Genomic DNA, 13,591 nt, shown 5'->3' with positions numbered 1-13,591 from the left:
ACCTCCGAACCTTCTAAACGGTGCGAGCCGCCCGGCACGCGCAATGCGGCGACCCGGGGCTCGCGTCAAAGCCCACGTAATGCAAACGACAGTTTACACGTGGACGAGGGTGCCCTCGTCCTCACCTTGCACGATGCGCTTGAGCGCACCCGGCTTGACGATCGAAAACACGCGGATCGGCAGCTTCTGGTCGCGGCACAGCGCGAAAGCCGTCGCGTCCATCACCTGCAGATTGCGACCGATCGCCTCGTCGAAGCTGATCGTGGTGTAACGGGTCGCGCTCGGATCCTTCTTCGGATCGGCCGAATAGACGCCGTCCACCTTGGTCGCCTTCAGCACCACTTCCGCGCCGATTTCCGAGCCGCGCAACGCGGCTGCGGTGTCGGTCGTGAAGAACGGGTTGCCGGTGCCGGCCGCGAAAATCACGACCTTGCCTTCCTCGAGCTGGCGGATCGCGCGGGGCCGGATGTACGGCTCGACCACCTGGTCCATGCGCAGCGCCGATTGCACGCGCGCCTCGATGCCGGCGTGGCGCATCGCGTCCTGCAGCGCCAGCGCGTTCATCATCGTGGCCAGCATGCCCATGTAGTCGGCCGTCGCGCGGTCCATACCCGCTGCGCCGCCCGCGACGCCGCGGAAAATATTGCCGCCGCCGATCACCACGGCCAGCTGCGTTCCAAGACGGACCACTTCGGCCACGTCCGCCACCATTCGTTCGATGGTCGCGCGATTGATGCCGAAGGCATCGTCGCCCATCAGAGCTTCACCGGAGAGTTTGAGCAGGACGCGTTTATAGGCAGTGGGCATAGGGGTATCCAGATCGCGCAGAACAGGGCAACAACAAGGGACTAATGTAGGGGTGAAATGCTGATTCGGGCAAGCGCCGCCAGATTGGCGAACCCTCGGGGTCCGCCAACGGCGGCCGCGCGGCGAGGGTCAACCCGTGCGCGGCCTTGCGGTGCTGCCGAGCGCGGCGAGGTCTTGCCTCGCCGCGGGTGCAACGGTACGGCTATGAAGCTTAGGTAATGCTTATTGTTGCTTTGCAGCAGCGACCTGGGCGGCCACTTCCGCTGCGAAGTCGTCCTGCTTCTTCTCGATGCCTTCGCCGACCACGAACAGTGCGAACTTCTGCACGCTCGAGTTCGCCGCCTTCAGCATCTGTTCGATCGTCTGCTTGTCGTTCTTAACGAACGTCTGATTCAGCAGCGACACTTCCTTCAGGTACTTCTGCACGCTGCCGTCGACCATCTTCGCGACGATTTCAGCCGGCTTGCCCGATTCGGCAGCCTTCTGTTCAGCGATGCTGCGTTCCTTGGCGATCAGGTCCGCCGGCACGTCGTTCGACGACAGCGAAACCGGCTTCATTGCAGCGATGTGCATCGCCACGTCCTTGCCGACCTGCTCGTCCGCGCCGGTGTACTCGACCAGCACGCCGATACGCGTGCCGTGCAGGTACGCTGCCAGCTTGTTCGCGGTCTCGAAGCGCTCGAAACGGCGGATCGAGATGTTTTCACCGATCTTGCCGACCAGCGCGAGACGCACTGCGTCGACGGTCGAACCGTCGAGCGGCAGTGCCGACAGCGCGGCGACGTCAGCCGGGTTTTGCGTCGCGACGAGTTCGGCGACCGTCTTCGAAAATGCGAGGAAGTCGTCGTTCTTCGAAACGAAGTCGGTTTCGCAGTTCAGTTCGACGAGCGAACCAGCGTTGCCGCCGATGAACGATGCGACGACGCCTTCAGCCGTCACGCGCGATGCCGCCTTGCTCGCCTTGTTGCCGAGCTTCACGCGCAGCAGTTCTTCAGCGCGCGCCAGATCGCCGTCGGCTTCCGTCAGCGCCTTCTTGCATTCCATCATCGGCGCGTCGGTCTTCGCGCGCAGTTCTGCAACCATGCTTGCGGTAATTGCCGCCATCATTTGCTCCTTGGGTTCTGTCTGTCACACGCCGCCCGCACTTCGATGCCGGCGGCAGGAATTCGTTTCAGCGTTTTCGCGTATTTTTTGCGGACGACCCTGCTGGCGCCGCCCGGCAAGCACCTTGCCAGATGCCTGTTACACCATTTGCTGCTACAAGCGTCGCGACTTAAAAAAAGGGGGCCTGTAGAAAGCCCCCTTTTATGCCGGACACTGGGCAGCCTTACGCTTCCGAGTTGACCTCGACGAACTCGTCGCCGTCGCCGCCGCGTGCAGCCTGGACCACTTCGTTGACCGCGTTCGCACGGCCTTCGAGGATCGCGTCGGCCACGCCAGCCGCGTACAGAGCGACGGCCTTGCTGGCGTCATCGTTACCCGGGATCACGTAGTCCACACCTTCCGGCGAGTGGTTCGTATCGACCACGGCGATGACCGGAATGCCGAGCTTGTTCGCTTCGGTCACGGCAATCTTGTGGTAGCCGACGTCGACGACGAAGATTGCGTCCGGAATGCCGCCCATGTCCTTCACGCCGCCGATCGACTTCTGCAGCTTGGCCATTTCGCGTTCGAACAGCAGCGCTTCCTTCTTGCTCATGCGCTCGGTTTCACCGGCTTCCAGCGCTGCTTCCATGTCCTTCAGGCGCTTGATCGAAACCTTCAGCGTCTTGAAGTTGGTCAGCATGCCGCCGAGCCAGCGTGCGTTCACGAACGGCATACCGGCGCGCTGCGCTTCCTGGGCGATCGTGTCACGCGACTGACGCTTCGTGCCGACGAACAGGATCGTGCCACGGTTCGATGCCAGCTGACGCGCGTACTTCAGCGCGTCGTTGTACATCGGCAGCGTCTTTTCGAGGTTGATGATGTGAATCTTGTTGCGGTGACCGAAAATGAACGGAGCCATCTTCGGGTTCCAGAAGCGGGTCTGGTGACCGAAGTGGACACCTGCTTCCAGCATTTGACGCATCGTAACTGCCATGAAATTCTCCACGAGGGTTGGGTCTTAAGCCGGCTGCCGTATCGGCCGCTCCCAGCCGCATTACTGACTGGAGCGTGTCGACACCCTGGGTGCGCCGGCTTGCGAATTGGCTGCCTGAACTGCTTTCCACCTCGCGACCAGACAACCGAAGGGCCGCGAGAAGCCGCTTTGCCCCGCTCTTCATGCATTTGCGCAATAAAAAGCGGACAAGATCGACTTAGCCGAAGAGTATAGCACGTGACTACCGCGTGACTCAACCTGCCCGGACTATCGCCCCCACCGACCTTAAGCTCGCCAATGCAGCCGCGAAGTCGCGGCTTTGGCGTCTTTTGGCCTGCCAGCACCCTATCCAACCCAACGACTCCGGCCCCGCTGCTGTAAAATGTCACGATTCCGCCGCACGGGACGGAGTCGCCAGCGAAATTGCCGGCAAACTGCCCGGCCAGACCCATCCGCGCGGCCACCGCACCACCCTGAAAGCCTTATCCAGCGAGGCTTCTGAGGAAACCATGGCTATCACGATCAAAAACGACCACGACATCGCGATGATGCGCGTCGCCTGCCGGCTCGCGAGCGAGGTGCTCGACTACATCACGCCGTTCGTCAAGGCCGGCGTCACGACCGGCGAACTCGACCGCCTGTGCCACGAGTACATGCTCAAGGAACAGGGCACGGTCCCGGCGCCGCTCAATTATCAGCCGCCCGGCTACCCGCCCTACCCGAAGGCAACCTGCATTTCCGTCAACGACGTGATCTGCCACGGTATTCCCGGCGACAAGGCGCTGAAAAACGGCGACGCGCTGAATATCGACATCACCGTCATCAAGGAAGGCTATTTCGGCGACACGAGCCGCATGTTCATCGTCGGCGAAGGCTCGATCATGGCGAAGCGCCTCGTGCAGGCCACCTTCGAATGCATGTGGCTCGGCATCGACCAGGTGCGCCCCGGCGCGCATCTCGGCGACATCGGCTATGCGATCCAGAAGCATGCCGAAGGCCTCGGCTACAGCGTGGTGCGCGAGTATTGCGGCCACGGCATCGGCACCGTGTTCCACGAAGACCCGCAGATCCTGCACTACGGCCGCCCCGGCACCGGGCTCGAACTGCAGGCCGGCATGATCTTCACGATCGAGCCGATGATCAACGCCGGCCGCCGCGACATCCGCACGATGCCCGACCAGTGGACCGTCAAGACCAGGGACCGCAGCCTGTCCGCGCAGTGGGAGCACACGGTGCTCGTCACGGAAACCGGCTACGACGTGCTGACCGTCTCGGCCGGCACGCCCGCGCGTCCGGCCGCGCATCTGCCTACTGGCGCGGTCACCGCCTGAGCCCACTCCGACTTCATCGCCCGCCCGCGCCCGCCAATGAGTAGCGTTCCAGCCGTCGCCCCATCCCACGCCACGTCGCTCAAGGCGGACTACAAAGTGGCCAAAGCCCAGTTGCTGGAACGCTTTCGCACCGCCACCAACGTCGACGGGCTGATGGGCGCGCTCGCGCGCGCCACCGATCATTCGCTGCGCGCCGCGTGGGACACCTGCGAGCTGCCCGACGAGCTGGCACTCGTCGCGGTCGGCGGCTATGGGCGCGGCGAACTCGCGCCGCACTCCGACATCGACATTCTGGTGCTGCTGCCCGACGCGCGGCTCGAGCATCTGGAGGCGCGCATCGAGCGCTTCATCAGCCTCGCGTGGGATCTCGGGCTGGAACTCGGCAGCAGCGTGCGCAGCGTGTCGCAATGCCTCGAGGAAGCGGCCAACGACGTCACCGTGCGCACCTCGCTGCTCGAAGCGCGGCGCATCACCGGCAGCGCCGCGCTGTTCGACGATTTCGAGCGACGCTACCGCGACGCGCTCGATCCGAAAGCGTTCTTCCAGGCGAAGGTGCTCGAAATGCGCCAACGCCACGCGAAGTTTCAGGACACGCCGTACGCGCTCGAACCGAACATCAAGGAAAGCCCGGGCGGGCTGCGCGACTTGCAGCTGATCCTGTGGATCACCCAGGCGGCCGATTTCGGCAGCAGCTGGCGCGAACTCGAGGCGCGCGGGCTCATCACCGAGCGTGAGGCGAGCGAGCTGCGCCGCAACGAAGGCTTCCTGAAGTCGCTGCGCGCGCGGCTGCACGTGCTCGCGGGCCGGCGCCAGGACATTCTGGTGTTCGACCTGCAGACGCCGGTCGCCGAGAGCTTCGGCTACAAGCCCACCGCGACGAAGCGCGCGAGCGAGCAGCTGATGCGCCGCTACTACTGGTCCGCGAAGGCCGTCACGCAACTCGCGACGATCCTGATCCAGAACATCGAGGCGCAGCTCTTTCCGAACACGAGCGGCATCACGCGCGTGCTGTCGGACCGCTTCGTCGAAAAACAGGGCATGCTCGAAATCGCCTCCGACGACGTGTTCCAGCGCGAGCCGAATGCGATCCTCGAAGCGTTCCTGCTGTACGAGCGCACGCCCGGCGTGAAGGGGTTGTCGGCGCGCACGCTGCGGGCGATCTACAACGCGCGCGACGTGATGGACCAGCACTGGCGCCGCGATCCGGAAAACCGTCGGCTCTTCATGGAAATCCTGAAGCAGCCGGCCGGCATCACGCACGCCTTCCGGCTGATGAACCAGACGAGCGTGCTCGGGCGTTATCTGCTGAATTTCCGGCGCATCGTCGGGCAGATGCAGCACGACCTGTATCACGTCTACACGGTCGACCAGCACATCCTGATGGTGCTGCGCAATCTGCGCCGCTTCGCGGTCGCCGAGCACACGCACGAATATCCGTTCTGCAGCCAGCTGATCGTGAATTTCGACCGGCCGTGGGTGCTCTACGTGGCCGCGCTGTTTCACGACATCGCGAAAGGCCGCGGCGGCGATCATTCCACGCTGGGCATGGCCGACGCGCGCCGTTTCTGCCGGCAGCATGGTATCGACGGCGAGGACGGCGATCTGGTCGTGTGGCTCGTGCAGCAGCATCTGACCATGAGCCAGGTCGCGCAAAAGCAGGACACGAGCGACCCCGAAGTGATCAAGCGCTTTGCCGAGCTGGTCGGCACCGAGCGTCGCCTGACCGCGCTCTACCTGCTGACGGTGGCCGACATCCGCGGTACCAGCCCGAAGGTCTGGAACACGTGGAAAGGCAAGCTGCTCGAAGACCTGTACCGCGCGACGCTCGCCGTGCTCGGCGGCGCACGGCCCGATGCCCATTCGGAGCTGAAAACCCGCCAGGAAGAAGCGCTCGCGCTACTGCGGCTGGAAACCGTGCCGGAAGGCGCGCAGCAGGCGCTGTGGGACAAGCTCGACGTCGGCTACTTCCTGCGCCACGACGCGGCGGATATCGCGTGGCAGACGCGCGTGCTGTACCGCCACGTCGAAACGCCCACGCCGCTCGTGCGCGCGCGGCCGTCGCCGATCGGCGAGGCGTTGCAGGTGCTCGTCTACGTGAAGGATCAACCGGATCTGTTCGCGGGCATCTGCGCGTATTTCGATCGCAACGGGCTGTCGGTGCTCGATGCGCGCGTCAGCACGACGCGTCACGGCTACGCGCTCGACAACTTCCTCGTCACGCATACCGAAGAGGACGTGCACTACCGCGACATCGCCAATCTGGTCGAGCAGGAGCTGACCGCGCGGCTCACGGGCCACGGCACGCTGCTGCCGGGTCCGTCGAAGGGCCGGCTGTCGCGGCTGTCGCGCACCTTCCCGATTACGCCGCGCGTCGACCTGCGGGCCGACGAGCGCGGCCAATACTACATCCTGTCCGTGTCGGCGAACGACCGGCCGGGCCTTCTTTATTCGATCGCGCGCGTGCTGGCCGAGCATCGGGTCGGCGTCGCTTCGGCGCGGATCAATACGCTCGGCGAACGCGTCGAGGACGTGTTCCTGCTCGAGGGACACAGCCTGTCGGACAATCGCCTGCAAATTCAGGTCGAAACGGAACTGCTGCGCGCGATCGCAGTGTGAGATTTCATGCGAATCAAATTAACAGCCAAGCATCCGCGGCCGGCATCGTCCGAACGCGCCCCTGTCCGCTCCGGCAGCGCGTCCGCGCGTAAGCCGACGCGCCCGAAGCCCGCGGCGGAGTCCGGAGCGGCGCGTGGAGGTGGCGCGAAGCGGCCGGCCGGCACGAAACCGGCGGGCGCGGGTACGCGTGCGCCGCGTGCCGAAGGGACGTTCGGGCGCGAACGGGGCGCGGGCGCCTCGGGCGCGCCCCGTCGCGTCGAAGGTGCGGGCGAGCGTGGCGAACGCGGTTTCCGGCGCGATGGCGACGAACGGGCTCCGCGCAGTTTTGGTGATCGGCCGCCGCGTCGTGAAACCGGCGAGCGGTCGGAGCGTGCGCCGCGTCGGTTTGAAGGGAATGCGGAGCGTGGCGAACGTGCACCGCGTAGTTTTGGTGACCGCCCGCCGCGTCGAGATGACGGTGAACGGTCGGAGCAGCGCGCGCCGCGTCGCTTCGAAGGCAATTCGGAGCGTGGCGAACGCGCACCGCGTAGCTTTGGTGACCGCCCGCCGCGTCGCGACGACGGCGAACGCTCGGAACGCGCACCCCGTCGTTTCGAAGGTAATTCGGAACGTGGCGAGCGTGCACCGCGCAGTTTCGGCGACCGTCCGCCGCGCCGTGACGACGGCGAGCGCTCGGAACGCGCACCGCGTCGTTTCGAAGGCAATTCGGAACGCGGCGAACGTGCACCGCGCAGCTTTGGTGACCGCCCGCCGCGTCGCGACGACGGCGAGCGCTCGGAGCGTGCACCGCGTCGTTTCGAAGGCAATTCGGAGCGCGGCGAGCGTGCACCGCGCAGCTTTGGTGACCGCCCTCCGCGCCGTGAAACCGGCGAACGCTCGGAACGCGCGCCCCGCCGTTTCGAAGGCAATTCAGAACGCGGCGAACGCGCACCGCGCAGTTTGGGTGACCGCCCTCCGCGCCGTGAAACCGGCGAGCGCTCGGAACGCGCGCCCCGCCGTTTCGAAGGCAATTCGGAGCGTGGCGAACGCGCACCGCGTAGCTTTGGTGACCGCCCGCCGCGCCGCGACGACGGCGAACGCTCGGAACGCGCACCGCGTCGCTTCGAAGGCAATTCGGAGCGTGGCGAACGCGCACCGCGTAGCTTTGGTGACCGCCCGCCGCGCCGCGACGACGGCGAACGTCGCCCGTTCGGTGCCGACCGAGGCGCACGCAGCGAAGGCGGTCCGCGCCGTTTCGAAGGCGAGCGTGGCGAACGCAGCTTCTCGAAGCCGGTAAAGGGCGGCTACGCCGAGCGCTCCGAGCGTCCAGCACGCGCACCGCGCGACGAACGCAGCGAACGCACAGCACGCGGCACCGATCGCAGCGACCGCGCCGAACGCCAGGCCCGTAGCTTCGACAAGGCACCGTCGGCCAACGCCCGCCGCTTCGGCGACGACCGTCCGGCCCGCGCCGCCAAACCGCACGCCGCCTCGGCACGCGACGAAGCGTCCGATACGACGCTAGACACCCCGCGTCCGCGCCGCGACCACGAAGACGCGCCCGGCATGCTGCGTCTGTCGAAGCTGATGTCCAAGCTCGGCCTGTGCTCGCGCCGCGAAGCCGACGAGTGGATCGAAAAAGGCTGGGTGATGGTCGACGGCGAGCGCGTCGATACGCTCGGCACCAAGGTCTTCCCGGACCAGCGCATCGACATCGATCCCGCCGCCGAAGCGGCGCAGTCGAGCCAGGTGACGGTGCTGATCCACAAGCCGGTCGGTCTCGTGTCGGGCCAGGCGGAAGACGGCTATCAGCCGGCCATCACGCTCGTCACGCCGGAAAACCGCTGGGAAGGCGACCACTCGGGCATCCGCTTCGCGGTCTCGCATCTGCGTCAACTCGCACCGGCCGGACGTCTGGACATCGATTCGACGGGCCTGCTGGTACTCACGCAGGACGGCCGCATCGCGAAGCAGCTGATCGGCGGCCATTCGGAAGTCGACAAGGAATACCTGGTGCGGGTCGCCTATGGCGAGCACAACGTCGACGTCGAAAGCCATTTCCCGGCCGAAAAGCTCGCGTTGCTGTGTCACGGCCTGATGCTCGACGACGTCCAGCTCAAGCCCGCCCAGGTCAACTGGCAGAACGGCGAGCAGTTGCGTTTCGTGCTGCGCGAAGGCCGCAAGCGCCAGATTCGCCGCATGTGCGAACTGGTCGGCCTCGAAGTGGTGGGTCTGAAGCGCGTGCGCATGGGCCGCATCGCGCTCGGCGCGCTGCCGCCGGGCCAGTGGCGCTATCTGTCGGAAGACGAAGCGTTCTGATGCCGCTTGCCGCGCCGGCTCGTCATCAGCCGGCGCAGCGAGGAAATAAAAAACCCACGCACAGGCGTGGGTTTTTTATTGGCCGCGGAAGCTGGCAACGTCGCCGGAGCCGCCGGGAGCCACCCGACGCGGCTACCTTCAGCCAGCGTCGAGCGCACACGTGATCCGCTCAATCGTCGCTATTCGGATCGAGGTCCGGGAACAGGATCTCGGTAAAGCCGAACGTCGAAAAATCCGTGATCCGCATCGGGTACAGCTTGCCGATCAGGTGATCGCATTCATGCTGCACGACGCGCGCATGAAAACCCTCGGCGACCCGCTCGATCGGATTGCCGAACTGATCGAAGCCGTGATAGCGGATCATCGAAAAACGGCTGACCGCGCCGCGCAGTCCCGGCACCGACAGACAGCCCTCCCAGCCCTCTTCCATGTCCTGCGACACCGGCGTGATGGTCGGGTTGATCAGCACCGTTTCCGGCACCGGCGGCGCATCCGGATAGCGCTCGTTCGCACCGAAACCGAAGATCACCACCTGCAGATCGACGCCGATCTGCGGCGCCGCGAGCCCCGCGCCGTTCGCGTGATGCATCGTCTCGAACATATCCTTCACGAGCTCGTGCAGCTCGGGAGTGTCGAAGTGATCGACCGGCTCGGCGATTCGCAAAAGGCGCGGATCGCCCATCTTCAGAATGTCGTGAATCATGAATGCCCCTCCAGGAGCTTGCGCATACCATCTTCGTCGAGTACGGGGATGCCGAGTTCCTCGGCCTTCGCGAGCTTGCTGCCCGCGTCGGCGCCGGCCACCACGTAGCTGGTTTTCTTCGATACCGACCCCGCGACCTTGGCGCCGGCCGCCTCGAGCATCGCCTTCGCGTCGTCGCGCGACAGGTTCGGCAGCGTGCCGGTCAGCACCACCGTCTGACCGGCCAGCACGCCCTGCGGCGCCTTCGGCGCGGGCGGTCCTTCCGGCCACGTGACCTTGCCCGGCGCGCGCAGTTGCTCGATCACCGTGCGGTTGTGCTCTTCCGCGAAGAACTGATGGAGCGATTCGGCGACCACCGGCCCGACGTCGTTGACCTCCAGCAGTTCCTCGATCGACGCGTCCATGATCGGCGTCAGCGAACCGAAATGCTTCGCCAGATCCTTCGCGGTCGACTCGCCGACATGACGGATGCCGAGCGCGTAAATGAAACGCCCGAGCGTGGTGTGCTTGGCCTTTTCGAGCGAATCGAGCAGATTTTGCGCGGACTTGTCGGCGAAGCGGTCGAGTTCCGCGAGCGTCGCGAAACCGAGGTTGAACAGATCGGCCGGCGTGCGCACCAGATTCTGCTCGACCAGTTGATCGATAATCTTTTCGCCGAGGCCGTCGATATCGAGCGCGCGCCGCTGCGCGAAGTGCCACAGCGCCTGCTTGCGCTGCGCCGGACAGAAGAGGCCGCCGGTACAGCGCGCGATCGCCTCATCGGGCAAACGTTCGATCGACGAGCCGCACACCGGGCATTGCGTCGGCATCACGAATTCGCGCGCATCGGCCGGACGGCGGTCGAGCAGTGCGCCGACCACCTCGGGAATCACGTCGCCGGCGCGCCGCACGATTACCGTATCGCCGATGCGGATGTCCTTGCGGCGCACTTCGTCTTCGTTATGCAGCGTCGCGTTCGTGACCGTCGCGCCGCCGACGAACACCGGCTCGAGCCGCGCAACCGGCGTGATCGCGCCGGTGCGCCCGACCTGCACGTCGATCGCGATGAGCTTCGTCAGCGCTTCCTGGGCGGGGAATTTGTGCGCGAGCGCAAAGCGCGGCGCGCGCGACACGAAGCCGAGCGTCTCCTGCTCGTCGCGCCGGTTGACCTTGTAGACCACGCCGTCGATGTCGTACGGCAGCGCGTCGCGTTTCTCGCCGACCGCGCGGAAAAAGCCGAGCAGCCCTTCGGCGCCCTGCACAACCGCCCGCTCGCCGTTGACCGGCAAGCCCATCTCCTTGTACCAGTCGAGCAGTTCGCTATGCGTGGCGGGCATCTCGATGCCTTCGAGCACGCCGATTCCATACGCGAAAAACGACAGCGGCCGCTGCGCGGTGATCTTCGAATCGAGCTGGCGCAGGCTGCCGGCCGCCGCGTTACGCGGATTCGCGAATTCGCGTTGCTCGGCGGCGCGCTGGCGTTCATTCAGGCGCTCGAAATCACGCTTGAACATCAGCACTTCGCCACGCACGTCGAGCACGTGCGGCACACGCTTACCCTTCAGTTTCAGCGGAATCGAACGGATGGTGCGGACGTTTTCGGTGACGTTCTCGCCGGTCGTACCGTCGCCGCGCGTGGACGCCTGCACGAACACGCCGTCGACGTAGCGCAGCGAGATCGCGAGGCCGTCGAACTTGAGCTCGGCCGCGTATTCAACGGGTGCATGCGCAACCGGCTCCGCCGGCTCGCTCGCGTTCTTGCCGAGCGCGTCGCCGACGCGCTTGTCGAACGCGACGATGTCTTCATCGGCGAAACCGTTGTTCAGCGACAGCATCGGCTGATCGTGCACGACCGGCTCGAAACCGCTCGCCGCTTCGCCGCCGACGCGCTGGGTCGGCGAATCCGGCACGATCAGGTCCGGATGCTCGGCCTCGATGCGCTCCAGCTCCTTGAACAGCTTGTCGTATTCGGCATCCGGCAGGTCCGGCTGATCGAGCACGTAATACGCGTAGTTCGCGCGTTCGAGTTCCGCGCGCAGCCACACGGCCCGCTCGGCCGGCGCGCTGGTTTCGGAAGGAGGGACGGGGGTTCGGGCCATGCTGTCGGAAGCTTCTTCAAGGTAAAAGTCAGACATCGGATTATCGCAGGAAGCGTGCCCCTTTACATCGGCCGAATGGGGGCTTTGGGGGAGACTTCGGGGGCTTCGGAGATGCTTCAACTCGCTCCCGACTCATCCGCGCGCGGCGGCGAGGCAACGCCATGCAATGCCGGAAACGACGACGGCCGCACATCGTGCGGCCGTCGACAGAACGCGTTGAACGCCGAAAAAACTTACTGGCTGAACAGGCGCCGCGTGGCCGGCGAGCCCGCCGGAATGCCGGCCTGTTCGAGCTTCGCGTACAGCGTCATCAACTGTTTTTCGATCGCGAGCAGCGCGCTTTCCGGCAGCGGCCGACGGCCGTCGTCGACCACGCGTCCGCCGATGCGCTCGGCGAGCGACTTTGCGTAATCGCACATCAGGCGGAACGGCAGGATGTCTTCGTCGGCGACCGGCACATCGAGCACCAGCGTAATCATTTCGCCGCCCTTGTACGTGAGGTCGTCGCGCAGGAAGTTGGTGTCGCCGAACTGCAGCATGAATACCGGGCTCTGGCGCGAGTCGAGCTTGACGAAGCGCGTGCCGTCGCGCGACAGCAGCAGGCCGTCCTGCGACGCGATCGCCTGCACGTAATTGGCCGACCACGGCGCGCCGTCGGACAGCACGTTGATCGACAGTTGCGCGTCGCACTGCGCGGCAAAGCCGTCGAGTTCGCGCGCCATCGCGACGGTTTCGAGCATGTCGGGAAACTCGGGCGCCGCGTCGAGCGCGTCGGCGAACTGCTGCACGCCGGTCACGAATTCGGAGAATTCGAGCTCGTTCAACGCGCCGCTGCGGTTCGCGAGCTGCGCGGCCGCGCGGAGCTCCTCGTAGCGCGTGCCGTTCTGCAGCAACTCCCACGCGCCGCCGCCCTCCGGCTTGCCTTCGATATGCACCGGCTTGCTGCCCGCGCGACGCAGCCGCTGCGCGAGCGGAATCACCTTGTCGCCGGCTACCGGGCCGTTCAACCGAACCGGCACGATGCAGTCGATACGACGATCGACGATGGCCGGCGGCGCCGACGAAATCGTCGTCGCGGCCGGCAGAATCGGCTCGACGCGCTCCTGCTCGACGGACGCCGGTTTGTTCGTGGCCTTGTCTGCAGCCTCAGCGGCCGGCCGCTCACCGTCGCCCTCGTGCGCGGTGACGTGTTCCGGTTCGCCCTCGCCCGCAGCCCCCGCGTGGCTCTGCGGCACTTCTTCGCCAACCGGATAGCCGTTCGGCGTGGTCGTCTCGGCCTGGATATCGGCCGGCGTATCGAGCGGCGCGGCAGCGCCGAAGGTCGGCTCGACCCGCGCGGCGCTCTGCTCGGCCGCCGCGTCGGCGTTCACGGTCGGCTCGCGCCGCGGAGTCGGGCGAGCCGGTTCGATGAATGGGCTCTGCTCCTCATGCTCGTCCCGCGCAAAGCTTTCAGCGGTCTCGGCCGGCATGGGCCGTGGCATCTTGCGGCGCACCTTCGCGCCCTGCCACGCGTTGTACACGACCACGCCCCCGACCACCACGGCACCCGCGCCGATCAAACCGAGTGTCAACTCGTCCATGCATGCTCCATCAGCAATTCTTCTATTCGCGCGGGCCTGCATCCGCTTCGCGTATCGCGCGGCTTGCGACTCAAGCCGCCGCGCTGAACGCGGACGCC

Annotated in this window: 9 protein-coding genes; 3 read left to right on the top strand and 6 right to left on the bottom strand. The window is 65.8% G+C overall.

All coding sequences use genetic code 11. The features are described 5' to 3' along the window. Window positions 1-93: 93 nt before the first annotated feature. The 3 genes from pyrH to rpsB form a co-directional block, all read right to left on the bottom strand. A complete protein-coding gene (gene pyrH / locus HHL14_RS03890; RefSeq protein ID WP_011488865.1) occupies window positions 94-807 on the bottom strand; it encodes a UMP kinase in 714 nt (237 codons plus the stop codon). A 222-nt stretch (window positions 808-1,029) separates the two neighbouring features. After that, on the bottom strand, window positions 1,030-1,911 hold the full coding sequence (gene tsf / locus HHL14_RS03885; protein WP_169496301.1) for a translation elongation factor Ts: 882 nt from the start codon (window positions 1,909-1,911) through the stop codon (window positions 1,030-1,032). A 223-nt stretch (window positions 1,912-2,134) separates the two neighbouring features. Next, window positions 2,135-2,887, bottom strand: coding sequence for a 30S ribosomal protein S2 (gene rpsB, locus HHL14_RS03880; RefSeq protein ID WP_018417646.1), 753 nt, complete (start codon window positions 2,885-2,887; stop codon window positions 2,135-2,137). 509 nt (window positions 2,888-3,396) lie between these two features. Between rpsB and map the strand changes: the two genes are divergently transcribed. The 3 genes from map to HHL14_RS34080 all read left to right on the top strand — a co-directional run bounded on the left by map (window position 3,397) and on the right by HHL14_RS34080 (window position 9,132). Next, window positions 3,397-4,218 carry a type I methionyl aminopeptidase gene (map, locus tag HHL14_RS03875; RefSeq protein WP_169496229.1) on the top strand — a complete coding sequence of 274 codons (822 nt, stop codon included), beginning with the start codon at window positions 3,397-3,399 and terminating at the stop codon, window positions 4,216-4,218. 36 nt (window positions 4,219-4,254) lie between these two features. Next, window positions 4,255-6,834: a [protein-PII] uridylyltransferase gene (locus tag HHL14_RS03870; protein WP_169496228.1), complete on the top strand. Its 2,580-nt coding sequence runs from the start codon at window positions 4,255-4,257 to the stop codon at window positions 6,832-6,834. Window positions 6,835-7,773: 939 nt separating this feature from the next. After that, window positions 7,774-9,132 (top strand): pseudouridine synthase, encoded by a 1,359-nt coding sequence (locus HHL14_RS34080; RefSeq protein ID WP_456238708.1) that lies wholly within the window; start codon window positions 7,774-7,776, stop codon window positions 9,130-9,132. Between the two features lie 169 nt (window positions 9,133-9,301). Here the strand turns inward: HHL14_RS34080 and def are convergent, their stop codons facing one another. From def to HHL14_RS03850, 3 genes are all read right to left on the bottom strand, one after another. Next, a complete protein-coding gene (gene def, locus HHL14_RS03860; protein WP_169496226.1) occupies window positions 9,302-9,835 on the bottom strand; it encodes a peptide deformylase in 534 nt (177 codons plus the stop codon). After that, window positions 9,832-11,913, bottom strand: a complete 2,082-nt coding sequence (gene ligA / locus HHL14_RS03855; protein WP_169496225.1) for an NAD-dependent DNA ligase LigA — start codon at window positions 11,911-11,913, stop codon at window positions 9,832-9,834. The genes def and ligA overlap by 4 nt, the downstream gene beginning before the upstream one ends. A 233-nt stretch (window positions 11,914-12,146) precedes the next feature. Next, complete coding sequence (locus HHL14_RS03850; RefSeq protein WP_169496224.1) at window positions 12,147-13,493, bottom strand: cell division protein ZipA C-terminal FtsZ-binding domain-containing protein; 1,347 nt, start codon at window positions 13,491-13,493, stop codon at window positions 12,147-12,149. Window positions 13,494-13,591: the final 98 nt, after the last annotated feature.

The sequence above is a fragment of the Paraburkholderia antibiotica genome (assembly GCF_012927125.1).
GTDB classification, from domain to species: Bacteria; Pseudomonadota; Gammaproteobacteria; order Burkholderiales; family Burkholderiaceae; genus Paraburkholderia; species Paraburkholderia antibiotica.
Note: the sequence above shows the minus strand (reverse complement) of the source record. Positions and strands in the feature narration are given on the sequence as shown.